Origin of the sequence: Hymenobacter properus, assembly GCF_015694735.1 — a bacterium.
GTDB classification, from domain to species: Bacteria; Bacteroidota; Bacteroidia; order Cytophagales; family Hymenobacteraceae; genus Hymenobacter; species Hymenobacter properus.
On sequence record NZ_JADQDP010000007.1, the window covers coordinates 82,872 to 109,063 of the forward strand.

At 65.1% G+C, this 26,192-nt stretch carries 22 protein-coding genes; 9 read left to right on the plus strand and 13 right to left on the minus strand.

Translation table 11 applies throughout. From position 1 onward, the window contains the following. Nucleotides 1-76 precede the first annotated feature (76 nt). The 4 genes from I2I01_RS21635 to I2I01_RS21650 all read left to right on the plus strand — a co-directional run bounded on the left by I2I01_RS21635 (nucleotide 77) and on the right by I2I01_RS21650 (nucleotide 3,413). Complete coding sequence (locus I2I01_RS21635; protein WP_196288611.1) at nucleotides 77-619, plus strand: hypothetical protein; 543 nt, start codon at nucleotides 77-79, stop codon at nucleotides 617-619. Then, a complete protein-coding gene (locus tag I2I01_RS21640; RefSeq protein ID WP_196288612.1) occupies nucleotides 619-1,305 on the plus strand; it encodes a polysaccharide deacetylase family protein in 687 nt (228 codons plus the stop codon). Before I2I01_RS21635 ends, I2I01_RS21640 begins: the two co-directional genes overlap by 1 nt. Further along, entirely contained in the window at nucleotides 1,305-2,420 is a 1,116-nt protein-coding gene (locus I2I01_RS21645) for a glycosyltransferase (protein ID WP_230679265.1), read from the plus strand. Before I2I01_RS21640 ends, I2I01_RS21645 begins: the two co-directional genes overlap by 1 nt. Nucleotides 2,421-2,633: 213 nt before the next feature. After that, nucleotides 2,634-3,413 (plus strand): TatD family hydrolase, encoded by a 780-nt coding sequence (locus tag I2I01_RS21650; protein WP_211538094.1) that lies wholly within the window; start codon nucleotides 2,634-2,636, stop codon nucleotides 3,411-3,413. Nucleotides 3,414-3,557: 144 nt separating this feature from the next. On the opposite strand, the gene I2I01_RS21655 is transcribed toward I2I01_RS21650, so the two are convergent. The 4 genes from I2I01_RS21655 to I2I01_RS21670 form a co-directional block, all read right to left on the minus strand. After that, the gene (locus I2I01_RS21655) at nucleotides 3,558-3,917 is read right to left on the minus strand and encodes a hypothetical protein (protein ID WP_196288614.1); all 360 of its coding nucleotides are present in this window, start codon (nucleotides 3,915-3,917) and stop codon (nucleotides 3,558-3,560) included. Nucleotides 3,918-3,991: 74 nt separating this feature from the next. Further along, nucleotides 3,992-5,302 carry a PAS domain-containing protein gene (locus tag I2I01_RS21660; protein WP_196288615.1) on the minus strand — a complete coding sequence of 437 codons (1,311 nt, stop codon included), beginning with the start codon at nucleotides 5,300-5,302 and terminating at the stop codon, nucleotides 3,992-3,994. 213 nt (nucleotides 5,303-5,515) lie between these two features. Further along, on the minus strand, nucleotides 5,516-5,878 hold the full coding sequence (locus I2I01_RS21665; protein ID WP_196288616.1) for a hypothetical protein: 363 nt from the start codon (nucleotides 5,876-5,878) through the stop codon (nucleotides 5,516-5,518). A 48-nt stretch (nucleotides 5,879-5,926) separates the two neighbouring features. Beyond that, complete coding sequence (locus tag I2I01_RS21670) at nucleotides 5,927-7,246, minus strand: PAS domain-containing protein (RefSeq protein ID WP_196288617.1); 1,320 nt, start codon at nucleotides 7,244-7,246, stop codon at nucleotides 5,927-5,929. A gap of 274 nt (nucleotides 7,247-7,520) precedes the next feature. On the opposite strand from I2I01_RS21670, the gene I2I01_RS21675 reads away from it, so the two are divergent. Continuing rightward, entirely contained in the window at nucleotides 7,521-9,764 is a 2,244-nt protein-coding gene (locus I2I01_RS21675) for a TonB-dependent receptor (RefSeq protein WP_196288618.1), read from the plus strand. A gap of 12 nt (nucleotides 9,765-9,776) precedes the next feature. Here the strand turns inward: I2I01_RS21675 and I2I01_RS21680 are convergent, their stop codons facing one another. Then, entirely contained in the window at nucleotides 9,777-10,445 is a 669-nt protein-coding gene (locus I2I01_RS21680) for a hypothetical protein (RefSeq protein WP_196288619.1), read from the minus strand. Nucleotides 10,446-10,741: 296 nt separating this feature from the next. Between I2I01_RS21680 and I2I01_RS21685 the strand changes: the two genes are divergently transcribed. Beyond that, complete coding sequence (locus tag I2I01_RS21685; RefSeq protein WP_196288620.1) at nucleotides 10,742-11,224, plus strand: hypothetical protein; 483 nt, start codon at nucleotides 10,742-10,744, stop codon at nucleotides 11,222-11,224. 51 nt (nucleotides 11,225-11,275) lie between these two features. On the opposite strand, the gene I2I01_RS21690 is transcribed toward I2I01_RS21685, so the two are convergent. From I2I01_RS21690 to I2I01_RS21700, 3 genes are all read right to left on the minus strand, one after another. Continuing rightward, nucleotides 11,276-14,638, minus strand: coding sequence for a PAS domain-containing sensor histidine kinase (locus I2I01_RS21690; RefSeq protein ID WP_196288621.1), 3,363 nt, complete (start codon nucleotides 14,636-14,638; stop codon nucleotides 11,276-11,278). A gap of 126 nt (nucleotides 14,639-14,764) precedes the next feature. After that, nucleotides 14,765-15,478, minus strand: a complete 714-nt coding sequence (locus I2I01_RS21695) for an outer membrane beta-barrel protein (protein ID WP_196288622.1) — start codon at nucleotides 15,476-15,478, stop codon at nucleotides 14,765-14,767. A gap of 172 nt (nucleotides 15,479-15,650) precedes the next feature. Continuing rightward, nucleotides 15,651-16,241, minus strand: a complete 591-nt coding sequence (locus I2I01_RS21700; protein WP_211538095.1) for an outer membrane beta-barrel protein — start codon at nucleotides 16,239-16,241, stop codon at nucleotides 15,651-15,653. 353 nt (nucleotides 16,242-16,594) lie between these two features. Between I2I01_RS21700 and I2I01_RS21705 the strand changes: the two genes are divergently transcribed. The 3 genes from I2I01_RS21705 (at nucleotide 16,595) to I2I01_RS21715 (ending at nucleotide 19,478) form a co-directional block, all read left to right on the plus strand. Beyond that, nucleotides 16,595-17,290 carry a hypothetical protein gene (locus I2I01_RS21705; RefSeq protein ID WP_196288624.1) on the plus strand — a complete coding sequence of 232 codons (696 nt, stop codon included), beginning with the start codon at nucleotides 16,595-16,597 and terminating at the stop codon, nucleotides 17,288-17,290. Nucleotides 17,291-17,438: 148 nt separating this feature from the next. Next, complete coding sequence (locus I2I01_RS21710) at nucleotides 17,439-18,551, plus strand: sensor histidine kinase (protein ID WP_196288625.1); 1,113 nt, start codon at nucleotides 17,439-17,441, stop codon at nucleotides 18,549-18,551. A 138-nt stretch (nucleotides 18,552-18,689) separates the two neighbouring features. Further along, nucleotides 18,690-19,478, plus strand: coding sequence for a LytR/AlgR family response regulator transcription factor (locus I2I01_RS21715; RefSeq protein WP_211538098.1), 789 nt, complete (start codon nucleotides 18,690-18,692; stop codon nucleotides 19,476-19,478). Between the two features lie 169 nt (nucleotides 19,479-19,647). Here I2I01_RS21715 and I2I01_RS21720 read toward each other — a convergent pair whose 3' ends face one another. The 5 genes from I2I01_RS21720 to I2I01_RS21740 all read right to left on the minus strand — a co-directional run bounded on the left by I2I01_RS21720 (nucleotide 19,648) and on the right by I2I01_RS21740 (nucleotide 26,083). After that, nucleotides 19,648-22,134 carry a TonB-dependent receptor domain-containing protein gene (locus I2I01_RS21720; RefSeq protein WP_196288627.1) on the minus strand — a complete coding sequence of 829 codons (2,487 nt, stop codon included), beginning with the start codon at nucleotides 22,132-22,134 and terminating at the stop codon, nucleotides 19,648-19,650. Nucleotides 22,135-22,427: 293 nt separating this feature from the next. After that, entirely contained in the window at nucleotides 22,428-23,240 is an 813-nt protein-coding gene (locus tag I2I01_RS21725; RefSeq protein WP_196288628.1) for a LytR/AlgR family response regulator transcription factor, read from the minus strand. Further along, a complete protein-coding gene (locus tag I2I01_RS21730; protein WP_196288629.1) occupies nucleotides 23,237-24,274 on the minus strand; it encodes a sensor histidine kinase in 1,038 nt (345 codons plus the stop codon). Before I2I01_RS21730 ends, I2I01_RS21725 begins: the two co-directional genes overlap by 4 nt. A gap of 50 nt (nucleotides 24,275-24,324) precedes the next feature. Continuing rightward, nucleotides 24,325-25,170 (minus strand): hypothetical protein, encoded by an 846-nt coding sequence (locus tag I2I01_RS21735; protein WP_196288630.1) that lies wholly within the window; start codon nucleotides 25,168-25,170, stop codon nucleotides 24,325-24,327. 70 nt (nucleotides 25,171-25,240) lie between these two features. Then, nucleotides 25,241-26,083 carry an alpha/beta hydrolase family protein gene (locus tag I2I01_RS21740; protein WP_317196908.1) on the minus strand — a complete coding sequence of 281 codons (843 nt, stop codon included), beginning with the start codon at nucleotides 26,081-26,083 and terminating at the stop codon, nucleotides 25,241-25,243. Nucleotides 26,084-26,192: the final 109 nt, after the last annotated feature.

Here is a 26,192-nt window from a genome sequence, read left to right on the forward strand (position 1 = left end):
GCAGTGACAGCTCCTTGCTCTTCACCACTTGTTATTCAGCAAACGAAGGTTTCAGGCGTTACTTTTGTAGCCCCCTATGGCGCGTCTTCATCCTTACAACTTTACGCACGTCTTGCTGCCGCAGCTGGCCTGGCGCCGTCCGGCCTCGGTGCGCCGCGAGCTGAGCGACCCGTACCTGGCCCGCGAGCTGCTGCTGTACGTGTGGGACAAGGCCGCCGAAAACCTGCCCGCCGCCGACAAAGTAACGCCCAAGGGCCTGCGCCTGAGCTGGCACGAAGTGGCGGGCCGCGCCACGGCCTTGTTTCACCTGCCGCCGCCGCAATCCACCACCGAAGCCTATTATTCGGCCCTGGTGTACGAGGAAGATGACGAGCGCGAAACCGAGGCCGAGGAAAAGCGTCCCCGCTACTTTACCCTCGAGGCCACGCTGGGCCTGAGCGGCCTGACGGGCGCCCCCACGGTGGTGGGCGAGTGGGCCGGCGACACGCACCGGCACCTGAGCCGCGGCCCGGGCGCCGGCCAGCCCGATACGGCCAAAGCCTTCCTGGCCGTGCTGGCGGCCGTGCTGGGCCCGCTGCCCGACACGGAGGTGCCCTTCATGCACATCGTGCGCTCCTGATGCGGCTAGGCTCCCGGCTCGAAGCGGCCTTGCTCACCCGGCCGCCCCAGCTGCTGCACGCCCTGCTGCCCGGCTGTGAGTGGACCGGTCCGGCCGCCACGCCCGGCGGCGCCCCGGCGGTCTACCTCACCTTCGACGATGGCCCCATTCCCGAAGAAACGCCCTGGGTGCTGGAGCAACTCGCCCAATACAACGCGCAGGCGGCCTTTTTCTGCGTGGGCGAAAACCTGGCCCGCTACCCCGACATTGCCCGCGCCGCCCTGGCCGCCGGCCACCGCCTCGGCAACCACACCCACCGCCACCGCAGCGCCTGGAGCCTGAGCCGGCCCGAGTATCTGGCCGGAGTAGCTGAGTGCCAGCATGTCATTCGGCAGCTGGTGGCCGAAAATACCCCGGACAAAGCAGCAGCAGACCCTTTGTTTCGCCCACCCTATGGCCGGCTCACGTGGCCGCTGCTGCCGGCTTTGCAGCGTGATTATCGAGTCATCATGTGGTCGGTGCTCACCCGCGACTACGACCCTGCGCTGAGCCCCGAAGACTGCCTGCGCTACACGCTGGCGGCCGTGCGGCCCGGCGATGTGCTGGTGTTTCACGACAGCCGCAAGGCCAGCGCGCGGCTGCGCTTCGTGCTGCCGCGGGTGCTGGCGCACTTTGCCGAACGAGGCTTTCAGTTTCTGGCGCCGTGATGGGGTTTCTGCTGATTTTCTTGCTGCTATTTCTGCTGTTGTGGCTGCTGAGCATGGCCTACGCCACCTGGCGCTTTGCCACCAGGCGCGGCGCGCACCCGGCCCAGCCACTGCCGCAGCCGCTACCACGCGTGAGCATCCTCATTGCCGCGCGCGATGAAGAAACTGCCCTGCCGCGCTGCCTGGCAAGTCTGCGCGCCCTGGAGTACCCGGCCGAGCTGCTCGAAATCCTGGTGGGAGACGACGCCAGCACCGACCGCACCACCGCCGTGGCCGAGGCCGCCATGCAGGGCTTTGCCGGCCGGTTCCAGGTCATCCCCATTACCGAAAACCTGGGCGAAGCCCGCGGCAAGGCCAACGTGCTGGCCCACCTGGCCCGGCACGCCACCACCGACTATTGCTTCATTACCGACGCCGACATCTACCTGCCCAAAACCTGGATTCCGGCCCTGCTGGCCCAGGCCGCGCCGGGCGTAGGCACGGTCACGGGCATCACGGCGGTGCGCGGGCCGCGGTGGTTTCATCAGCTGCAGGGCATCGACTGGCTGCTCTCGCTGAGCCTCGTGCAGGTGGTGGCCGAGCAGGGCCGGCCCGTGACGGCCATGGGCAACAACATGCTCGTGACCCGCGCCGCCTACGAGGCCACCGGCGGCTACGAGGCGCTGCCCTTTTCCGTGACCGAGGATTTTGCCCTGTTTCAGGCCACTGTGGCGCGGGGCTTTGGCTTCCGGCACGTGTTCAGCGCGGAGGCGCGGGCCGATTCGCTGCCCATGCCCACCTGGGCGGCCCTGCTGCGGCAGCGCCGCCGCTGGCTGCGCGGCGTGGAAGCCTTGCCGCTGCGCCTGCGCCTGCAACTGCTGGTGTTCAGCGGGTTCTGGCCGGCGCTGGCGGGGCTGGGGTGGCTGGCAGGGGCGGGGCCGGCCCTGGCCGTGTGGTCGGCCAAAGTGCTGGTGCAGGCCCTGATGGCCTACGCGGGCCACCGCCGCGCCGGCCTGCGGCTGCGCTGGGAACTGCTGCCGCTGTTCGAGTTTTACACGTTGGCGCTCACCGTCAGCATCATTGGGTTCCGGCTGTTTGGCGGGGCGGTGGTGTGGAAGGGGAGGCGTTATGAATGAAATGTCGAAATGATAAAAAGAACGTCATGCTGAGCGCAGTCGAAGCATCTCTACTGCGCCATCTGTCATCCTGAGCAAAGCGAAGGACCTTATCAAGTCAGAACGACGAGCTTTTTGCGGTACTAAGATGCTTCCTTCGTCAGCATGACAAACGGCGCGGTAGAGATGCTTCGACTGCGCTCAGCATGACGTTCTTTTACCTTCTATTTTCCGATGATTCCTAAGATGCATATCACCGATTCGCACGCCCACCTCTACTCCGAACAGTTCAAGCCCGACCGCCTCGACGCCCTGCACCGGGCGCAGGAGGCCGGCGTGCGCACCATCGTAATGCCCAACGTGGACCACAGCAGCATCGACGCCATGCTGGAGCTGGAAGCCCAGGCGCCCGACACCTGCTTTGCCATGATGGGCCTGCACCCGTGCTCGGTTACGCGCAGCTTCGAGCGCGATTTATACGAGGTAGAAACCTGGCTGGGGCGCCGGCCCTTTGCCGCGGTGGGCGAGGCCGGGCTGGATTTATATTGGGACAAATCCCTTTTTGCCGAGCAGCAGGAAGCCCTGAAAATCCAGCTCGAAATGGCCAAGAAGCACCAGCTGCCCATTGTGCTGCACACCCGCGAGGCCTTTGCCGAAACAGTGGCCCTGGTAGAAGCGGCCCAGGACGGCACCCTGCGTGGCGTGTTCCATTGCTTCTCGGGCACGCCGGCGGAGGCCGAGCAGGCCATCAAGCTGGGTTTCCTGCTGGGCATTGGCGGCGTGGCTACCTTCAAAAACGGCGGGGCCGACAAAGTGCTCCCGGGCCTCGACCTGAAGCACCTGCTGCTGGAAACCGACTGCCCCTACCTGGCGCCCGTGCCGCACCGCGGCAAGCGCAACGAGCCCGCCTACCTGCCGCTGGTGCTGCGCCGCGTGGCCGAGCTGCTGGGCAAAGACGTGGAAGAAGTGGCCGAAGCCACGACGCGCAACGCGGCGGCGCTGTTCAATTTGTAGGCGTCAGAGTATTTAAAAGAACAGTCATGCTGAGCGCAGCCGAAGCATCTCTACCGTGCAATCAATTTTAGTATTGCGGTAGAGATGCTTCGGCTGCGCTCAGCATGACCGTTTCTATATCGTTCCCTTTAGGAAGAGCTACCCTTACGCCACGGCCGCGCCCTGCTCCAGGCGGTGCAGCAGGTTTTCGATGTGGTCGGCGTAGGAGTTGATTTGGTCGAGGCCGGCGCGCGACTCCTCGATGTGGCCGCGGGTGTAGCTCGTCACCAGGTCCTGGCCTTTGGTGAGCATTTGCTGGAGTACGCGCTCAATTTCGCGAACTTCGGGCTGGCCGCCGAGGGTGGGCTTTACCGACGTTTGTAGCCACTGCCCCAGCGGGTTTTCGGCCAACGAGAACAGGGCCGGCTCGGCCTCGCGCACCCCGTAGAGCACCGAGCGCAGCCGCGACTTAAACAATACCTGCTTGACGCGGGCTTGCTGAAAGTCGAAAGAAGAGAGGGCCATGCGGGGGAGGGGTAAGCAGAACTACAAAGATAAGCAGGCGGGCCTAGCCAGATTCGGGCCAAACTGCGCGGGGCTTAGTTGCCGGCCGCGTTGCCGAGGCGTTCGAGGGCCTGGCGGGCGCGCACCAGGTCGGTGACTTCGTAGGCAAACACCGTGATGCCGGCCGGCTCGCCGTTTTCGCGGAACTGCTGGTACGTAAAATTGAAGTACGTATCCTTCAGCTCCTTGCTGGCGTCGCGCTCCAGCTGCAGCTTCAATTCGTTGCCGAAGAAGGTTTCGCCGGTCTGGTACACCTTGTCCAGAATCTCGATGATGCCCTGGTCTTTCACTTCGGGCAGCACTTCGGCCACGGTGTGGCCCAGCAGCTCGCGGTGCGGAAAAATTTGTTGGTACACCGGGTTCACAAACTCGTAGCGGTGCTCGGGGCCGCGCAGGATGCAAATCATGGCCGGGGCCTGCATGAACAAGTTGTGGAAGGTCTCGCGCTGGTTTTCGGCTTTTTGGTAGAGCTGGTACGACTGCTCGGCCAGCTCGGCCTGGGTTTCGTTGGCCGTGAGCAGCTCCTGCACCATCTGGCGCTGCTCGTGGATGTCGGTGCCGCCGCCCACCCACAGGTTGATGGCGCCCTGGGCGTCGCGCCGGGGCGTGGCCCGCACCAGCACCCAGCGGTACTGGCCGTCGTGGCGGCGCAGGCGGTATTCTACCTGGTAAGTAGTACCGGTTTCGACGGAGTTTTTCCAGGCGGCCAGCACCCGCTCCCGGTCATCGGGGTGGATGCTGGTACTCCACTCCATGCCCATCTGCTCTTCGGCGGTGCGGCCGGTGAAGGCCAGCCAGCGCTGGTTGAAGAAATCCCGGTCGCCGGCGGCGTTGGCCGTCCAGATGAGCACGGGCAGGTTCTCGAGCACGAAGCGGGTGCGGTCCTGCGATTCGGCCAGGGCCGCCTGGGCGCGCTCGGCTTCCTGGGCGGCGCGGTGCTGCGCGGTGATGTTTTGGGTGCGCTGGAGGATGTATTCCAGGTTGCCCTGCTCGTCGAGCAGCGGGTAGTGGGTGGCCTGCCAGTACATTTCCTCGAATCCGCCGCCCTGCTCGGCGGGCCGGGCCAGGTCGTAGCGAATGACGGGCATGGCGTGGGGCTCCAGGTGCTGGCGCACGTGCTCGTGCGAGGCGGCAATGATGTCGCCCTGGTTCTGGTCGACGGACGGGTAGGCTTCGAACAGGGTCCGGCCCACGGCTTCCTCGCGCGATTTCAGCGACGCGGCCACGTGGCTGTCGGTGTTGTCGACGATGGTGGCGTCGGGCTTCATCAGCAGGAAATTGTCCGGCAGGGAGCGGAACAGACGCTGATAATCAACGGGCGAGTCGGGGGCAGTCGAAGCAGGCATAAAGGCAGGAGGACGGTTGGCAAAACCGAGGCGGAATGTAAAGGTAGGGCGTGGCGGCTGAAGGGTGAGGGCTGGATGGTAACGTGTGTAGAAGCAAGAAAGAACGTCAAGCTGAGCGCAGCCGAAGCATCTCTACCGCTGTAAAACATGAATTACGCTGCGCGGAAGAGATGCTTCGGCTGCGCTCAGCTTGACGTTCTCTAAACCACCTACCTATGCCGCCGTGGCAAAGCCGCGTTCGAGCCCTTGCAGCAGGGCTTCAATCTGGTCGGCGTAGGCGTTCACTTGGTCGAGGCCGGCGCGGGCCTCCTCAATGTGGCCGCGCTGGTAGCGGGTGGCCAGGGCCTCGCCGGCGCTCAGCATGTGCTGGAGCACCTGTTCCAGCTCGCGCACCTCGGGACGGGCGCCCAGTTCGGGGCGCAGCGAGGTGCGCACCCACTGGCCCACGGGGTTGTCGGCCACGGAAAAAAGGGCTGGCTCAGCCTCGCGCACCCCGTAGAGCACTGAGCGCAGCCGCGACTTAAACAACACCAGCTTCACGCGGGCTTGCTGAAAGTCGAAGGAGGAAAGAGCCATGCAATGAGTTAAAAACGAAGTAGAAAAAAGGTAGTACGGTCGGGCCCGCTAAGTTAGCTCCGGCGTGCCGGCGCCGGGGCCTTGCTCGCGAAGTTTTTCCAGGGCCTGGCGGGCGCGTACCAGGTCGGTTACCTCATAGGCGAACACCATGATGCCGGCCGGCTGGCCGTTTTCGCGGAACTGCTGGTAGGTGAAATTGAAATAAGAGTCGCGCAATTGTTGGCTGGCGTCGCGCTCCAGTTGCAAGGGCAGTTCGTGGGCGTGAAAGGTCTCGCCGGACTGGTACACGTGGTCGAGTAGCTCGAAAATGCCTTGGTCGTGCAGCTCGGGCAGGGCCTCGGCCACGGTGCGGCCCACGAGTTCGCGGTGCGGAAAAATTTGTTGGTACACCGGGTTCACAAACTCGTAGCGGTGCTCGGGGCCGCGCAGGATGCAAATCATGGCCGGGGCCTGCATGAACAGGCTGTGGAAGGTCTCGCGCTGGTTTTCGGCTTTCTGGTAGAGCTGGTAGGACTGCTCGGCCAGCTCGGCCTGGGTTTCGTTGGCCGTGAGCAGCTCCTGCACCATTTGGCGCCGCTCGTGCACGTCGCTGGCCGCGCCCACCCACATGCTGATAGCGCCCTGGGCATCGCGCCGCGGCGAGGTCCGGATGAGCACCCAGCGGTACTGGCCGTCGTGGCGGCGCATGCGGTATTCGTATTGGAAGGGCGTGCCGTCGGCCAGGGCCTGCTGCCAGCCCCGCTGCAAGCCAGCGCGGTCGTCGGGGTAGGTGAGGGCGTCCCAGTCGAGGGCCAGCATCTCAGCCAAGCTCTTGCCGGTGAAGTCGAGCCAGCGCTGGTTGAAGTAATCGGGGGTGCCGTCGGGGCGGTTGGTCCACACCAGCACGGGCAGGCTTTCGAGGATGAACTCGGTGCGGTTCTGGGCTTCGTCGAGGGCTTCCTTGGCTTCGGCGGCCTGCTGCGTGGCCTGGTGCTGGGCCGTCACGTCCTGCGGAATCTGCAGGATGAACTGCAGCTGGCCCTGGGCGTCGAGGATGGGGTAGTGGGTGATTTGCCAGTAGCGCACCTCGGTGCCGCCGCCCTGTTCGGCGGGGCGCTCCAAGTCGTAGCGCAGCAGGGGCATGGTGTGGGGGCGCCGGGTGCGGCGCACCTCTTCGTGCGAGGCGTCGAGGTCGCGCTGGCTTTCGGGGGCCGAAGGGTAGGCGTCGAAGATGTTGCGCCCCACCGACTGCTCGCGCGGCAGCATCGACACGGCCACGTGCTCGTCGGAGTTGTCGAGCACGGTGCCATCGGGGGCCAGCAGCAGGTAGGAGCCAGGCAGGGCGTGAAACAGAGCGCGGTAGTCGATAGGAGCAGCGGTTGTGGTCATAGCAGCGACGGGCTTGCAGCGTGGAAAGTAGCGGATAAACGCATGAGGGTGCCGTGAAGCATGAAACCCCTGCGCTGCAAAAGTACCGGCCCGGCCCCAACCGGGGCCGCCTCCCCCCAAACGGCGCCGCGGGCGATAGGTTGAGCTTTCTCGGCCAGCGGTTCATCTTTCTCGGCCAGCGCTTCATCTGAGCCTACGGGCGCTTCGGCCGCTTTTAGTTGAAGCCGGGCCGGGCCGGCCATCACCTTTGGGCCATCACCTAGCCGCTGGCCCCATGAAACCCTCGCTACTCCCGCTGCTCCTGCTGCTGAACGCTCCCGCCGCTGCCCTCGCCCAAACCCCGGCCGCGCCCGCCGCCACCCACCAACCCACCAACCCGGCCACCCACCTCACCGGCACCGTGCGCGATGCCGACGGCCAGCCCCTGCCGGGCGTGAACGTATTCGTGAAAACCAGCTTCGACGGAGCCAGCACCGACTCGCTGGGCCGCTTCAGCTTCAGCACCGACCACGCCGCCGGCCCGGCCGTGCTGGTGGCCACCTTCATCGGCTACGAGCCGCTGGAAACGCTGGTGACCCTGGGCGAAGGCCCCATCAGCCTGCCCAACCTGCGGCTGAAAGCCAGCCGCGCCGCCTTGGGTGACGTGGTGGTGACGGCGGGCGCTTTCGAGGCCAGCGACGAGAAACGCAGCTCGGTGCTCAAGCCCCTGGACATTGTGACCACGGCCGGTGCGCTGGGCGACATCGCTGGCGCCCTGAATGCGCTGCCCGGCACGACCCGCAACGGCGAAACCGGCCAACTCTTCGTGCGCGGCGGGGCGGCGTCGGAAACCAAAACCTACCTCGACGGCCTGCCCGTGCAAACGCCTTACGGTGGCGCGGTGCCCAACGTGGCCGCCCGGGGCCGGTTTTCGCCCTTCCTGTTCAAAGGCACCGTGTTCAGCACCGGCGGCTACTCGGCTGAGTATGGCCAAGCCCTGAGCGCCGTGGTGGCGTTGAACTCGACCGACCTGGCGCCCGAAACCCTCACCAGCGTGTCGCTGATGAGCGTGGGCGGCAGCCTGGCCCGCACCAAGCGCTGGGACTGCACCAGCCTGGCCCTGACCGGCGACTACACCAACCTGGCGCCTTACTACAACCTCGTGCCCCAAAACCTGGGCTGGGAAAAAGCGCCGCTGCAAATGGGCGGCTCGCTCAAGCTGGCACATAAAGTAGGAGAGGCCGGCATGCTGAAAGTGTACGGCACCTACAGCCGCCAGCGCCTGGCCCTGCGCCAGCCCGACGCCAACCCCGAGTTTGCCGCCACCGGCCACCCCGTGGCTTTGGCCAACGACAACATCTACTTGAACACCACCTACCGCGCCCCGCTCACCCGCGGCTGGAGCCTGAACACCGGCCTGGCCCTCACGCAAGACGACAACCTCATCCAGCCCGACGTGCAGACCGTGCACGACCTTGACCGCTCAGCCGTGGCCCGGCTGGTGCTCACCAACGACTCGGCCAGCAATTGGTTCAACCTGAAAATGGGCGTCGAAGGCTATGCCCAGCGCTACCGCCAGCACTACCAGCCCGCGGCCGAAGCGCCCACGCTCAGCCTGGGCGTGGACGAGCAGCGCGGCGCCGCTTTCGCCGAAAGCGAAATGGTGCTGAGCCATAATCTGGCCGGCCGCGCCGGGCTGCGTACCGAATACTCGGCCTTGTTGGGCCGCTTCAACGCCGCCCCACGCCTGGGCCTGGCTTACAAAACCGGCGAGAACAGCCAGCTCTCGGCTGCCTGGGGCTACTTCTACCAAACGCCCACCACGGATTTGCTGCGTATCAGCCACGCCCTGCAGTTTGAGCGGGCCGAGCATTACATGCTCACCTACCAGCGCATGGTGAAGGAGCGCACGCTGCGGGCTGAAATCTACCAGAAGAACTACGCCCAGCTCACCACCTTCAGCGCCGCCCAGCCTTATAATCCTACGACTTACCAGAACGCCGGCAGCGGCTATGCGCGCGGTTTGGATGTGCTGTGGCGCGACCGCACCACCTTCAAAAAGGCTGATTACTGGGTGAGCTACGACTTCGTGGACACGCGCCGCCAGTTCCGTGACTATCCCGAGCAGGCTGTGCCCACCTTCACGGCCCGGCACAACCTGAGCGTAGTGGGCAAGTACTGGCTCCAGAAAATTCACACTCAGGTGGGCTTCACCTACGCCTACGGCTCGCCCCGTCGCTACAATGACCCCAACCTACCCGGCTACAACCAAGGCAGCCTGCCCGCCTACCAGGACCTGAGCCTGAACGCGAGCTACCTCACCCACTGGTTCGGCCAGTTCACCATCGTGTATGTGTCGGCCAGCAACGTGCTGGGCCGTCAGAACGTGTACGGCTACACCTTCGCCGGCCAGCCCGACGCCAGCGGCCTGCGCCCCAGCGTGGCCGTGCTGCCCCCGGCCCCGCGCATGCTGTTTGTGGGCGTGTTCATCTCCATCAACAAGACGAGCAAGGTCGATTTGAACGAGAAGCCGGAGTGAGTGTAGCGTGGGCTAGCGCTTCCTGGCTTTGGCCGGGGCTGGGCGGTGGCGGGTGCGCGGGGCCGGCGCGAGGGCCCCGCGCACTTCGGAGGCCGTGGGCAGGTCGTCGAGGCTAGGGCGTGCGGGGAGGAGCTGGTACTGCGGCCGGCCGGCTTTGTCGGGGCCGCGGTATTGCCAGATGTCGGTGTGGTGGTGGGTGCTGCGGCCGTACATCCGCTGGCCCTCTACATCTATCACCTGGTCGAGGAGGCTGTAGTTGGAAAGCACCAGCAGGTCTTTGTGCCCGTCCCGGTTGGCATCGTCGAAGAAAATGGCGCTCAGGTACGTGTCGTCGGCTTGCATAACGGGCAGGATTTGCACGGCGTAGGTGTTTTCTTGATAAGGGTCGAGCACATAGAGGTGGGTACCGTACTCGTTGCCTTCCTCGCCGTGCACGGAGAAAAACAGCTGCTTGCCGAAGGCGCTCGGCCGCCAGGCATAGGCCAGCAGGTCGTGCGACTGTGCGTAAGCCTGCGGCAGCACCCGTCGCACGAAGGCGCTGTCGGCCTCGCCGGGCTGGCGCTGGCAGTCGCCTGGTAGCTGGGGCTGGGTTTGGCGCGGTGGGGCGGGCGGCGCCACTGGCGGGCCGGGCAGCGGGCTCACCCACAGCAGCAGGCGAATAGTGGCAACTAGTAGCATCATGGCGCAAAGGTGGGGCGTTTTCTGGGGCTTGCGGCAGTAGCGGCCGCGCCGTGTGGCGCCGCAAGCCCGACGCCAACGGCCAGCTCTGCAACGTGGCCATCACGTCTGGCCCCGCGGATGCTGTTCGTGGGCGTGTTCATCTCCATCAAAAAGTCATTTCCCTCAATAAGACGAGCAAGGTCGATTTGAACGATAAGCCGGAGTAGGACACAGCCAAAGACTGGGCGCTCATTGCCATGCTCAGCCAATATTTGGGCGGTGATGGGCGTTCCGTCGGAAACCAACCCTTTCCACCCATGACAAATCCCTTACGAATCCTTACGCTCGCGCTGCTCGCCGGCTGCGCTTTTGGCCTGACTGATTGCAAAAAGAAAAGTGAGCCCGAGCCCGACAAACGCTCGCAGCGGGAAATCTGGCTCACCAGCGCGGGCTGGAATATTCAGCTCATTACGCAGGTGATAACTTCTGGGGGCACTACGAGCACTCACTCAGGCTCACCGGCTTCTTATGGCTTTCCCCTTTGCGCTTTAGACGACATCATCCATTACAACCGCGACCGGACCGTTACAGTTGAAGAGGGGCCATTGACGTGCCAGCCTCCGACAACGGGCGGCACTTGGGACTTCGCTGCTAACGAAACTGAACTTGTATCTAGCTCTTCACCCGCCTATCGCAACAAAATTGTGAGCCTAACCGCCACCACCCTTGAGCTGGAAATCAGCGAGACCGATTCCTACGGAAATACGATAGTGCAGACTACCACTTACGCCGCGAAGTAGCCCAAAGGGTTGCTCAATAGAGCTTAATTTGGGTCTTAGGGGCTGCGCCTGCTACGTCGGCAGCGTCACGCGGAAGGTGGTGCCCACCTCAGGTGTGCTCTCCACCTCGATGGTGCCGCCAGCGTTTTCTACCAAGCGCTTCACCATGAACAGGCCCACGCCCGAGCCCTCCACGTGGGTGTGCAGGCGGCGGAACATGCCAAAGAGGCGGCCCTGCTGCTCCTCGCTCAGGCCCAGGCCGTTGTCCTGCACTTCGATGAGGAGATGCTGGGGCGCGCAATGGGCGCGCAGCTGCACCTGGGCGGGGCGCCCGGGCGAGCGGTACTTCACAGCGTTCGAGAGCAGGTTGTACACCACCGAGCGCAGGGTTTTGGGGGCCACGCGCACGGCCTGGCAGCCGTTTATAGTCACGGTGAGGTCGGCCTCGGCTGCCATGATAAGGGGGGCCAGGTCGAGCCGCACGCCCCGCACCAATGCCGCCAGGTCCACCGTTTCAGCGGTTTCGGGTTGCTGCAGCTGCGAAATGGCGGTGAGGTGGCCAATGGTTTGCTGGAAGCGCACCACCGAGCCCTGCATCAGCTCGAGCAGGCGCGCGATGCCGTCGTTGGTCAGCACGGCGGGCGGCAGGTCGTGGCGCAGGGCTTCGAGCAGGCCTTCGATGTTGCTGATGGGGGCCTTGAGGTCGTGCGAGGCCGTGTACACGAAGGTGTCGAGGTCGGTGTTGGTGCGCAGCAGGCGGGCGTTGGTGCCGTGCAGCTCCTGGTTGGTGGCCTGCATTTCCTCGTTGATGGCGGCCAACTCCTCGTTCAGCCCCTGCACTTGCTGGCGGGCCAGCACCTGGGCCGTTACCTCAGTGGCCACGCAGGCAAGGCGCTCGACCTGGCCCTGCGCGCCGCGCAAGGGCTGAAACACGAAGCTGAAATAGCCTCTTTCGTCGGGCTGGTGGTAGGCCAGCCGCACCGGCAGTTCGTTCACCGCCAAGGTTTCGCCGCTGCGCCACACCTGGCCCAGCAGCTCGGGCAGGCCCTGGGTGGCCAGCTCCGGGATGGCCTCGAAATAGGGGCGCCCCAACAGCTGCTCCCGCTTATGGCCCAGAATCTGCTCCATAAGTGGGTTGACGATGCTGAACACGTAATTGGGCCCTTCGACCACCCAAATGGCCGTGGGCGACTGCTCAAACACGGCTACTACCAACTGCTGCTCAGCGTCGCGCTGCCGGCGGGTAAGCACGCGCTCCGTCACATCAAACCCGAACAGCGACACGCCCACGTTGCGGCCCTGCTCGCGGTAGGCCTGGTAGGTGAAATCGAAGTAGCGGGTGAGGGCCGGCCCGTCGGGCGGGGCCACACGCATCGGCACCTCGGCCTGAAACTGCCCCACGCCGCCCCGGTAAATGGCGTCGAACAGCGTTACCAGGGTGGGGTTGTCGGGCTGCGCGGCGGCCAGGGTTTGGCCGCGCAGCTCCTGGCCCGGAAACAGGGCCTGGTAGGCGGGGTTGAGGTAGTCGATGCGGTGGTCGGGTTCGCGCAGCAGGCAAATGGCCGCCGGGGCCTGCTCAAACAGCTGAAACACGTTTTCGCGCTCCTCGCCCTGGCGCCGAAGCACCCCCATCATGGCGGCTTGCAGGGTTTCGGCCTGCTTGCGGGCCCGCACCCTGTCGGTCACGTCGAGCACAAAAGCCAGGATGCCCTGCGGCCGCCGCTGCCCGTCGAACAAGGGCTGATAGATGAAGTCGATGTGGCGCAGCTGGGGCTGGCCGGCCGCGTTTTGAAGCAGCAGCGTGGTTTCGGTGCCCACGAAGGGCTCGCCGGTGGCATACACCTGGTCGAGCAGGGCAATGAAGCCTTGCTCTTCCACCTCCGGCAGCAGCTCGGCCGCCTTTTGGCCCAGCCGGGCGCGGCCCGCCGTGAGCGCCAGGTACTCGTCGTTGAAAAAGCTGAAGCGGTGCTCCGGGCCGGTGAGGGTGGCAATGGCCGCCGGCGTTTGGCGCAGAATCTGGCCCAGCAACGCCTGCTGGTGCCGGGCTTGCTCGCGCTGCTGCTCGGCCTCAAACTGGGCGGCGCGGGCCTCGGCCGAGCGGGCCGTCACGCGCAGCTCCAGCTCCTCGTTGAGCTGCTGCATCTGCTGGTGGGCAAGCACTTGGGTGGTTACCTCGGTGGCCACCACCATGGCGCCGTAGATGCGGCCGTCGGGCTCGTACATGGGCACGTACACAAAGTCCCAGTACACGGTTTCGCGGCGGCCGTTGCGGTCGTGCTGGGCGGGCATGGCGTGGGCCACGTAGGGCACGCCGGTGGCCATTACCTCATCCAGCAGCTGCTCGTAGCCCATGCCGGCCACTTCGGGCAGCGCCTCAAACAAGCCCTTGCCGATGATGTCCTTCTGGCGGCGGCCCCACAGGCGGCACACGGTGGGGTTGGCCAGCTCGATGACGTACTGGGGGCCGCGGTACACGGCAATGGCGATGGGGGCCTGCTCAAACACGCGCAGCAGCTCGCCGCGCTGGCGCTCGGCCTCGGCGCGGGCGGCCTCGGCTTCCTGGCTGAGGCGCTCCACCTGCTGGCGAGCCTCGACCTGCGCCGTGACGTCGACGGCAAAGTTGAGGACCTCCGTTATCGTGCCTTCGGCGTTGCGCAGGGGCTCGAAGGTGGTGCGGTAGTAGCGGCGCTGCGGCTGGCCGGTGCCCGCGTAGTCGGCCCAGGCCTCGCTTTCGGGCTGGTAGTAGGGCTCGCCGGTTTCGAATACCCGGTCGAACAACTCGTAGTAGCCCTGCCCCTCCAGCTCGGGGATGACCTCGCGCAGGGTGCGGCCCAGCACCGGCCGGCCCGGAAACAGGCGCCGGTACTCGGGGTTGGCGTAGCTGTAGCGGTGCTCGGGGCCGCTGAGCAGGGCCACGTTGGCCGGCAGGCGCTCCAGCACCTGCAGCAGGCGGCTGCGCTCGGCCTCGGCCTCGGTGCGGGCGGCCTGCTCGCGGGCCCGGCTTTCGCGCAGGGCGGTTTCTACTGCGGTATGGGGGCCTGCGGGGGCGTCGAGGAAGCTGGCTACCAGCAGCCCGGACTGCCGCCGGGCTGCCACTTGCAGAAAGGTGCCGCCTTGGTTGGCTTGGTAGTGCAGCTCCAGTTCGCCGGTCTCGCCGGTTTCGAACACGCGGCGGTACAGGTCGAACAAACCGTTGGCGGAAGCGTTGGGAAAGTGCCCCAGGAGCGTGCCCCCGGGCTGCCCGGCCAAGCCCGTGAGGCGCTGGGCCGCGGGATTGAGGTAGTCGAATGCAAAGTCAACTATTTCGCCGCCCTCGGCCGCGTAGAGCGGGCGCAGCAGGTTGAGGGCCGAGAGCGACACATCGAACACAGCGCGCAGCAACTCGGCTGCGGCCGGGGCGGTGTCGGGCAGGGCCGAAGCGGGGAAATCAGACATGGCAGAAGAGCAAGCGGGCTGAAAGCCCGAAGATACTCGCTGCGGACGGGCTCAGGGCTAAGTGCAAGCCCGACTGTCTTTGGTTATGTCAGCCTGAGCAGCGCCGGCTTGGCCGAAAATAACGCCCTACTTCCGCCCAAATCGGTAGCGCACGCCCAGGGCAGCGCTGCTGCTGAATCCTCCCTGATAGTTTTTGAAAAAGTTATCGTAGTACAGCGGCGATGCGAGCGAACGGTTGAGCAACAGGTCCAGGGTGAGGTCGAAGCGCGGGCTCAGGCGGTAGCGAGTGCCCAGGCCGGCGGTGAGCAGCAGGGTGTTGGTGCTGGCGTGGCCGTCGTAGGGGCTCGTATTGCGGCTTCCGCTCAAGCTGTCGACGTAGATGCCTTGGTCGGAGCCGCGGCGGTGCACCAGCGTGAAACCGCCCAGGGCGTCGAACTGCAGGCGGTGCTCGGCCTTGCGGGTGAGGGTGTAGCGGGCCAGCACCGATGCCGAGGTGTTGCGGACAGTGCTTTTGCCCGAGTAGCTGTAGTAAGTGCCCCGGGCGCTGTTCAGGTTGTAGAAATAGCCCTCGCCGTTATAGCCATAGGCCGAGCCACTATAGGCCAGCCCTACTTGCACTGCCAGGCGCGGGCGCAGCTGGTAGCCCGCCGTGAGCTGCAGCGGCACAGGAAAGCCGCTGACGCCGGAGTGGCGGCTTTCGAGCGGCAGATAGTCGCTGCTGTAGGCGGCCAAGCCCACGTAGAAGCGCGGGGCAGGTGCAGCATCGGGGGCGGCTTGGGCGCGGCCGAGCAATGGCAGGGCCAGCAGCAGGCCACTCAGGGCGGGGCGGAGGTGTTGCATGTGTAGAAAAAGGTGTTGGTGTACTGGGTAGATTCCGTCGGGGCGGCCAGCGTTGCAAGGCACTGCGCAAACCACACCCAAAAACACCTGCTTTTCGCAAAGCAGCTCACCGGTGAGCCCATAGAAAAAGCCGCCCTGCCGGAGCGGGGCGGCTTTTCTATGGATAGTTTCCTCAACGTGACCCGAAGCGGTAGCGCACGCCCAGGCCGTGGGCGGTGGTAAGGCTGCGGGTGATGTAATCCCGCGTGTCCGACGTCAGCGCGCGGTTCACGGTGAAGTCGTAGGTCAGTTCGAAGTGCGGGTTGAGGCTATAGCGCAGGCCGGCGCCCAGGGTAGCCGTCAGTATGTTTTTTGAGTAATGCGACTCGACGGGCTGGGCATCCTGGCCGAATGGACGGGTAGAGATGGTGCCGCGTGAGTTGCCGCCGGAGTGCTCCAGGCCCGCGCCTCCGAGAGCATCGACCCGCAGGCGGGCCGTGGGGCTGGTGACGGTGTAGCGGGCCAGGGCGGCGGCCGAAATGCTACGCGCCGTGAAAGTGAAGCTGCCCTCGGTGTAGCCAGTGGGCGAGGCCGGGTTGTTGGAGTTGACCGTGAACAGGTCGCGCGAGGTGCCGCTGTAGGCGGCGCTGGCCTGCACGGCCAGGCGGGGCGTGAACTGGTAGCCGGCCGTCAGCTGCACGGGCAGCCGAAATTGGCTGCTCACGTACTCCGGGGGGTATTTGCCTATCTTTTGATAATAGCTGCTGTACACGCCCAAGCCCACAAAAAAGCGGGGCGAAGCCGCCGGCTCCGGCGCGGTTTAGGCGCGGCCCGGCAGGGCAGAAAACAATAGCAGGCCGCTGAGGGCGAGTAAGGAAGTTCGCATACAAGGAAGGGATTGGACTGGTGGAAATGCAATAGTAAGGTCAGCATGATTTTCCAAACAGCCAAAACGTTGCATACCCCCAGCACGCGCTTGGCCATCTTGATACAGAACGGGCCGTCGGCTAATCTGCCGCTTCGTCGGCCTCATTCGACGCTTCGGCAACGGCAAGTGGAAATCGGGCTCCGTCTGCGGCCACCTTTGAATCATCAGCCCCGGCAACGCCGCCGCGCCCCAACCCCCAGCCCGTTCTCATGAAAACCGCCCTGTTCACCCTCGCCCTCGCCGCCGCTTCGCTGGCCGCCCGCGCCCAAACCCAGCTTGCCGCCCCGGCCGCTTCTGCGGAAGCCCCCGCCGACGCCTACACAGCCCAGATGACGGCCACCATTGCCGAGCTGATGAGCACCGGCGACCCCGCCGCCCTCCGGGCCGTGGCCGCCAAGCTGGAGCGCGCCGCCAGCGCCCGGCCCGCCGACTGGCTGCCCCGCTACTACCAGGCCTATGCGCTGCTCATCAACGTTTTCCAAAGCAAAGAGGAAGCCGACGCCAAAGACAAAACCCTCGACCAGGCCGAGGCCGCCCTGGCCCAAGCCCGCAAGCTGCACGGCGACGAATCGGAACTGCTCGTGCTGCAGGCCTACATCTATCAAGCCCGCCTGGGCGTGGCGCCCACGCTGCGTGCCATGAAATACTCTCCTCTGGTGAATGAAGCCGTAGCCCAAGCCAAAAGGCTCAACCCCGCCAACCCCCGCGCCTACCTGGTGGGGGCCAACAACGTGAACTTCATGCCCAAGATGTTCGGCGGCGGGCCCGAGGCCGCCAAGCCGCTCTACGAAGAAGCCCAGGCCAAATACACCGCCTTCCAGCCCAGCAGCCCGCTGATGCCCAACTGGGGCCAGCGCCAACTGCAGGCCCGCCTGCAGCAGTACGCCGCCGCGGCCACAAATTAGATAAAGAACGTCGTGCCGAGCGCAGCCGAAGCAGCTCGCGTGCCGAAGTAAACCAATCGCATGAGTTGCGTTGCGCACACGGGATGCCTCGGCTGCGCTCGGCATGACGTCTGGTTCTATTTCTTCCGGACCTTTCTCTCTTTCTTTGATGCCCACTTCCTTGCCTGCCGCCGTGGCCGCTTCCGATTCTTCTGTGCCTGCCTTGCCTGATGTGTTCCGGGCAGCGCCCACTTCGTGGCGGGCGTTGCGCCGGGCCGCGGGCGTCATCCTGCTGCTGGCCCTGGGCATCAGCGTGCTCATGAACCCCAACGCGCTGCACAGCTGGGCTTCTTTCGCCATCACCTACGCCTACACCGTGTGCTACAGCGTGGGCTTGTGGCTCACCAACGGGTACGTAGTGGAATGGCTCAACCGGCACTACCCCTGGTCGTCGCAGCCGCTCAAGCGGTTGCTGCTCACGCTGGGTGTGTCGTTGGGCGGCTCGGTGCTGGTGATAGTGCTCATGAACGCTGTGCTGCTGCTCATTCAGGGGCAGCCGCTGGCCCGGTTGTGGTCGGGGCAGATGTACTGGCAGGTGCTCATGCCGCTCATCATCACGGTCATCATCTCGCTGTTCAACCACAGTAGGTCGTTTTTCTTTCAGTGGCGCGACGCCGCCGTGCGCGCCGAGCGCCTCGAAAAGGAAACCGCCGTGGCCCGCCTCGACTCGCTGCGCCGGCAGGTGGACCCGCACTTCCTGTTCAACTCCCTGAACGCCCTCACCAGCCTGGTGGAAGAAAACGACCCGCCGCGGGCCGTGCGCTTCATCCGCCAGCTCTCGCAGGTGTACCGCTACGTGCTCGACAGCGAAAGCCAGGAGCTGGTGCCCCTGGCCCAGGAGGTGCGCTTCGCCGAAAGCTACCTCTACCTGCAGCAAACCCGCCTCGGCGACGCCCTGGCCGTGGAAATGGACTTGCCGCCCGCCGCCCTGGCCCCGTACTACGTGCCACCGCTGGCCCTGCAAATGCTGCTCGAAAACGTCATCAAGCACAACGCCGCCTTTCAGGCCCAGCCGCTGCGGGTGACCGTCACGCTCGACGCGGAGAAGCAGACCCTGACCGTGCGCAACACCCGGCGCCCGCGCCGCCTCGCGCCGGGCGAGTCGTCGGGCCTGGGCCTGAAAAACCTGGCTGCCCGCTACGCTTTCCTGACGGATAAGCAGCTGGTGATAGGGGAGGAGGCCGGCGAGTTCGTGGTGACGCTGCCATTGCTGGTGCTGTAGGTGCATGTTCCCATTTAGAAACGTCATGCTGAGCGCAGCCGAAGCATCTCTACTGCAGTAGTAAATAATTACTTGCGCGGTAGAGATGCTTCGGCTGCGCTCAGCATGACGTTCTTTGATGTTCAAATGATTTTACCCATGCCTCTCCGCGCCCTCATTGTCGAAGACGAACCCCTTGCCGCCCGCCGCCTGGCCGATATGCTGGCCCGCCAGCCCGACCCTGTGCAGGTAGCGGGCACGGCCGAGGCGGTAAGCCAGGCCGTGCAGCTGTTGCAGGCCGGCCCGGCACCTGATGTGCTGTTTCTCGACATCCACCTGGCCGATGGGCTGAGCTTCGAGATTTTCGAGCAAACGCCGGTGCGCTGCCCGGTCATCTTCACCACTGCCTACGACCAGTACGCCCTGCAGGCCTTCAAGGTCAACAGCGTGGACTATCTGCTCAAACCCATTGATGAAGAAGAGCTTCAGACGGCCCTGCGCAAGCTGCGCGAGCGGCTGCCCGCCGCCCCGGCGCCCGCCTTCGACCCCGCGCTGCTGGCCCAGCTGGTGCAGCAGATGCAGCAGGGCGCGCCGCCCGCCGCCAGCTACAAAACCCAGTTTGTGGTGCGCGTGGGCGAGCACCTGAAAGTGGTGCCCCTCGACCAGATTGCCTACTTCTTTAGCCTCGAAAAAGCCACTTTCCTGCAAACCACCGAGGGCCGCAAGTTCGTGGTTGACTACACCATGGACCAGCTGGAGGGCCTGCTCGACCCGCGCCGCTTCTTCCGCCTCAATCGGGCCTACCTGGCCCAGCAGTCGGCCATTCAGGACATCATCCACTACACCAACTCCCGCCTGCAAACCGTGCTCAAGCCCACCGCCCCCGACGCCCAGGTGCTGGTGAGCCGCGAGAAAGTGAACGTGTTCAAAAGCTGGCTGGATAGGTAGCGTGAAAGAGTAAAATGAAAAGGACGTCATGCCGAGCGCAGCCGAGGCATCTCGCTCGGGGCAGTACTTCAATCGTCCAACGATTTTGATTACTACCACACGCGAGATGCCTCGGCTGCGCTCGGCATGACGGGGCTTGTTACTTGCGTTTACACTTCCTCGAAGCTGACTACTGCGCCCGGCGGCGCTCGTCTTCGGCGCCGGTGCGGCGGGAGCTGTTGGTGGTCACCTTATCATTGCCGAAGCGCCAGTTGAACGACAGCGTCACTACGCGGGTGTCGCGGCGCAGGAACAGGTACTGGCGGTAGTTGGTGTATTCCGAAACGGCCCGCAGTGGAGTGGTATAGAAGATGTCGGTGGCCGCGAGGCGGAAGGTGCCTTTTCGGTCCCACACGTCCTTTTTGATGCCGATGCCCACCTGGCCTAGCGGCTGAAACTCGAAGAAGCCCACGCGCTGCGCCGAGGTGTAGCGTCCGCTCACTTCGCCCCCCCAACCCTTGGCCAGCGTGAAGGTGAGGTTGGTACTCAGGTTAAGGGTGGGCTTGCCGGCGCGCAGCGAGGTGCCGGCCAGGTTGCCCTGGTAGTGGATGTAGTAGAGAATGGCGTTGTTGTACACACTCAGCCACTTGCCGGCCGTGAGCGGCGCTGTGAGCGTCAGGGCCACGTAGTGCTGGCGGTCGAGGTTGACGTTGGTCGACACCGTGGTGCTGTCGGTTTCGGGGTAGGCCACGTCCGTGATGGGGTCGCTGGTGCGGCTGTAGCTCAGGCCGAGGGTGTATTTCTGCCGGTAGGTGTAGTTGACTTCGGTGTTGAGGCTGGTTTCGGGGCGCAGGTCCTCGTTGCCTTTGCCCGAGGTGGCCGGGTCGATGATGTAGCGGAAGGGGTTGAGCTGCCCGTAGCCGGGCCGGTTGATGCGCCGGCTCAACGAAAGCGTGGTTTCGTGGCGCTCGTTGAGGGAGTACTTCAGCGCTGCGCTCGGAAACAGCTGGTAGTAGTCGCGCTGGAAGCCTTGGTTGGTGGTCAGCTGCTGGCCTTTGGCATGGGTTTGCTCGCCGCGCAGGCCGGCCTGCACATTGAGCTTGCCCACGGTGTGGTTGAGGTTGACATAGGCGGCCGAGATAAATTCGTCGTATTTGAAACGGTTGCTCAGGTTGCGGTCGAGGGTGGTAACGCCCTGGCGGGTGTTCTCGAAGCGAATGTCGTTGTCGGCCGTCACCTGGCTGGCCTTGGCGCCGGCTTCAAAGCGGGTTTGGGCGCTGAGCGACTGAACGTAGTCGGCCTTCACCGCCTGAATGGTCAGCTCGCTGGTTTGGTCGCTTGCCAGGGTATTAAAGGGCACGTTCGGCTCAAAAAATGTGGTCTGGCTCTGCGTGCGGTGGGTGGAGTAGCGGGCGTAGTCCACGTCGGCCGTGAGTTCGGGCTTGCCCGTGCCCTCGCCAAAGGTGTGCCTGAAGTTGACATTGCCCGACACGTTGGGGTTGTTGCCCATGCTGGTGCTCAGGGCCGTGTAGGATTCCTGCACGTTGCCATTGGCATCGTAAAAAACGCTGGTGTTCAGGCCCGTACCGTGGGGCTTGGGATTGGGGATGGAGAAACCCGTGACCACGCCGCCCAGCACCGTGTGCTTGGACAGGTTCACGTCGGCTCCGGCCCGCCAGATGAGGAAATGGTCCGTCGAGACCATGCGGTTGCGCTGGTCGCTGGTGCCTTTGAGCACTTGCTGGCCGTCGCGCGTTTCGTAGAAGTAGCGGTAAGTGTCGCGCACGTTGAAGTTCTCGCGGTCGGTGTAAGTAACCGACGAAAACAGGTTCACCTTCTCACGCCGGTGGTTCAGGTTGAAGCCGCTGGTGAACTTGTTGTACTCGCCCCGGCCGAAGCTGGCGTTCAGGCTGCCGTTGGTGCCGAGGCGCTGGTCTTTCTTGAGGTTGATGGCGATGATGCCGGCCCCGCCCTGGGCGTCGTACTTGGCCGGTGGGTTGGTAATCAGCTCAATGCTTTTGAGCTGGTCGGCGGGCAGGGCCCTCAGGTAGTCGGCCAGCTCAGTGCCGGTCATGGGCTGGCGCTTGCCGTCTATGAGCACCAGCAGGCCCGTGCGGCCTTTCAGGGCGAGGTTGTCGCTGCCGTCCACGGTCACGCCCGGCGAGCGGGCCAGCACTTCCAGCGACGAGTTGCCGGCGGCCAGCGTCGAGCCTTCCACGTTCACCACGGTGCGGTCGGCCAGGCGTTCAAACAGCGGTTTCTGCCCCATCACTGTCACCTCTTTCAGCGCTGTAGCTGCACTGGTTTGCAGAGCGATGGCCGGCAGCGCCACGCCAGCCGCGGACAGCTCAAACGGCGCGCTCCAATACCGCACAAACCCCACTTGCGACGCCGACACGCGATAGAGCCCGCCGGCCTTGTGCTCCAATTTGAAGGAGCCCTGTGCGTCGCTAAACTCGGTTTTCACCACCGCAGAATCGGCGGCGCGGTGCAGGGTTATGGTGGCAAACTCGACGCCAGCGCCCGCGCCGCTGCGCACGCTGCCCGTCACGGCTGCAACCTGCGCCTGGGCCGAGAAGGCGGCCAGCCAGAAACTCAGCAGCAAGAGGGCTGCGCGAAACAAGGGGCGCTGGTTTTGAGAAAAACGCGCTTTCAGCAGAAAGAAAAGGTGTGGCATAAGGGCTTAGCGATGAGTGAGCTAATGCGAAAAGCAGCCGCTGCAAGGCAGCTGCGGTAGTGGCATGCGGGTGCCCGGTCCGGCCAAAGGCGCGTAGCGGAAAAGCAGCAAAACCGGAATATTGGCGGGGCGGCAGGGTGCCGGAAAGCGAACTGGCGGCCAACCAGGTCGGAGCGGGCCGCCCGTCGCGACCCGCTCAACTTCGTTGCAGAAAAAAGATGAAGAGTGTGTTCGCGTGTGGATACTGCGCGACTTTTCGAACGTTACAGAACTCTTCGAAATTTTTTTCGAGGCTAGCCTTCCAGCCAGGCCTTGAGGGCAGGGGCCTTCTCACGGCTCACCAGCACCTCTTCGGGGGCGGCGGGGTGCAGCTCCACCAACAGCTTGCCATTGAAATGTGGGTGCAGGCGCCGCACGGCCGGGAGCTGAGCAATTACCTGGCGGTTGAGGCGGAAAAACTGCGTGGGGTCGAGCAGGCCTTCGAGCTGCTCCAGGGTGTAGTCGAGCACGAAGCGGCGGCCGTCGGCGGCCACTAGCGTCACGGTTTCGTGGCGGCTAAGAAACCAGGCCGCTTCGGCCACGGGCAGGGGCAGCAACTGCTCGCCCTGCCGCACCAGAAAGCGCGTTTTGTAGGGCCGGCGGGCATCGAGCAAACGCTCGATGGAGTGAAGAGTTAGGAGTGAAGAGTTAAGAGTTAATTCGGCAGCGTCCCCTGAATCAACTCTTAACTCTTCACTCCTAACTCTTAATTCACCCCATTGCCGCAGCTTGGCCAGGGCAGCCTGGAGTTCCGCCAGCTTCACGGGCTTGAGCAGATAGGCAATGCTGTTGGCCTGAAACGCCCGGATGGCGTAGGCGTCAAACGCGGTGGTGAAGATGACCGGACTGGGCACCACGGCTTGTTCCCATACTTCCAGACTTAGGCCGTCGGCCAGCTGAATGTCGCTGACAATGAGGTCGGGGGCAGGGTGAGCGGCCAGCCAGTCCAGGGCGCCGGCCACGGTGTCGCGCACGGCCAGCACCTGGGCCTCGGGGGCGGCTTGCCCCAGCAGGCGCTGCAGGCGTTCGGCGGCCGGGTACTCGTCTTCGAGGAGGAGAATGTTCATGGGTGAGGCGAGAGCAGCGGCAATTTCACCACGAATTTGCCCGCCGTCGGCCCGGCTTCCACGGGGCGGGCCGCGTGCAACAGCTCGTAGCGGCGGCGCACGTTGGCCAAGCCCGTGCCGGTACCGGGCGCGAGGCCGGCTGTGCGCGGGCGCAGGGTGTTCTCCACCAGCAAGAAGCCCGGCGCGTCGGCCGGGGCCCACAGGCGCAGGTGCAGCGGGTGCTGGCGCGAGGCCTCGTTGTGCTTCAGCGCATTCTCGACCAGCAGCTGCACGCTGAGTGGCGCCACGCGGCGGGCCAGGGCGGCAGCGGGCACCGCTACTTCCACCGCCAGGTTATCCCGAAACCGGGCCTTGTGCAGCGCCAGGTAGGTTTCGACGAAGGCCAGCTCCTCGGCCAGCGGCACCGTGGCCTGGCCCTGGGCCAGCAGCACGTAGCGGTACACGTCGGCCAGCTGCTCCACAAACTGCTGGGCGGGCTCGTTTTCCGGCTCGATGAGGGCCGCCAGGGTGTTGAGGTTGTTGAAGAGAAAGTGCGGGTCGAGCTGGCTTTGCAGGGCATCGAGCCGGGCCTGGGTTTGGGCGCGGGCCAGCTGCTCGGCGCGGCCCAGGTTGTCCTTCCACTGCTCAAAGAAATACATGGCCTCGTAGAGGGTGAGCACCGCCACGGTGGGCACCAGGCTGAAGCGGATTTGCTCCAGCAGCGCGCCCCAGGCCAGCGGGAAATAGCGGGGCAGCAGCCCGTGCATGGGCAAAAACAGCCCCACCGAGGCCCCGATGGTGGTCAGCAACGCCAGGCCGGCCAGCAGCCAAAGGCGGCGCGGCGTCTGCTCGGGGCGCGGGAGGCGGCGCAGCAGCTCTCGCCACAGCAGCCGGTTGCTCAGCCAATAGCCGGTGGTGAAATACATCGAAATAGCCCAGTGGCCGAGCAGCTGCGGCCAGTTGCGCTCGGCCGCCGGCAAGGTGAAGGCGGTGATGAACAGGCTCAGCAGCGGAATGCCCCAAAGCAGAAAGCGGCGGTCGTTGAGGGCGGGCATGGGGCGGCGGGGCAATAGTAGCGCAAAGGTCAGCGAAGCTAAAGTTCGCGCTACTGCCCGGCCCACAGCGGCCGCCCGGCCAGCGCCAGCGCAAACAGCCCGCCCACTGCCGCCGCATAGAGCGCGGCGCCCGTCCAGGTGAGGGGGGCGGCCCAGCGCGGCGCCCAGTGGCTGAGGGCCCAGCCCAGCAGGGGCAGCACCTGCAGCGCGTGCATGCCCAGGAAGTGCGCAATGCGCAGGTCGCCGGCCCGGGTGCTCCAGCCCAGGCCCGGCAGGCCGGGGCCGCCGTCGGGCGCGCCCACGGTGTGCTGCATGTTGTGAATCATCATGCCGCCCAGCACGCTGCCGATGAGGAAGAGCAGCAGCCCCAGGCGCACGCCCCACACGTAGCCCACCGGCCCGTGCAGCGGGTGCCGCCACACCAGAAACAGCGCCCACACCGTTAGCAGGGTGTTCACCAGAATGAAAAGGCCCATCAGGCCGAACAGCACGGCGTTCAGGGCCGAGGTATTGTTGTAGTGCGAGGTGGTGCCGCGTGCGGCCTGCGTGAAAATCACGGCTTGCTCCACCACCATGCTCACGGCCACGCCCCAGCTGATGAGCTGCACGGCCCGCCGCGCCCCCTGCGGCAGGTCGGCCAGCAGCCAGCCCAGCGTCCAAGCAAAGGCCGTGATGGACAGCGCGAACTTCAGCGGCTTCACCCACACCGGCGCGCCCGTCACCAGGCGGTGGTCGAGCAGGAGCAGGGCCAGCGCCAACGCGGCCAGCGCCACGTTCAGCCAGCCCGTCCACGACAGCACAGGGTTGGCGCGGTGCAGGGTGCGCAGGGCGGTGGCGATGGAGGAAAGGAAAGATTCGGCGGGAACGGCCGGTGCGGAAAGCGACGGGTGAAGCATGGGTTTCAGGTTTGGAAGAGAAGAGACAGGAGAGAGAATTCTACAGCCTGCGCCATCGGCGCCTCCGCTCTCAGCGCTGGCGGGCGGCCCGGTCTTTCATCCACCGAATGGCCGTGTCCAGTGGTTCGGGCAAGGAGCCCGTGTCGTGCCCCAAGGCCGGAAACAAGCGGTAGGAGTAGGGCTTGCCCTGGGCCTTGAGTGCATCGAGGTGTTCCATCGACAGGCTTACCGGGGCCTGAATGTCCTGGCCGCCAAACAGCCAAAGCCCCGGGATGGCGAGCGTGGCGAGAATGCCGCCCGCATCGGTATCGGCAAATTGATACCGGTCGGGGTCGTGCAGCAGGTGCTCGCGGGCCTCGGCTTCGGTGTGCGTATCCCAAAAATGGCGGTTGCCCTGCGTGAAAAACTGAAACCGCAACTGCTCGCGCGCCGTCACCACGGGCCCGCTAAACAACACCATAAAGCCCACCGCGCTGTTCCGGCGGGCCGCCAGGGGAATCACCCAGCCGGCCTGGCTAAACCCCAGCAATCCAATCGGGCCGTGCCAGGCCGGCAGCTGCGCCCGCAGGGCATCGGTGGCCGCGCTGGCATCGCGCGCCAGCAAGTCAAGGTTGGCCGCGTCGACGTTGTTGGTGCCGACTTCCGGCCCGGCATACACGCCCCCCGATTCGCCCACGCCGCGCTTGTCGTACGTCAGCACGGCAATGCCGCGCTCCGCCAGCCGCGTCGCCATGTCTATCATTCGTTTTTCCTGCCCGGAGCCGTGCACCAGCACCACCGCCGCCACCGGCCGCCTGGGCGCTAATACGGTGCCCGCCAGCGTAACTCCCGCACACTCGAACGTGATGTTCTTCGTGGTACAGTCCGGAGCTTTCGCCACAACCTGGGCCGACGCAGTCAGGAGCAAGAACACCAAAAGCAGCAGGTATGCAAGGCTACACAACCAGGTAGCGCCGCTCCCGCCAACGGGCTCTTGTCGGTGCCCGGAGGTGGAATAGCCGCCAGCATTGATTGAATAAGGA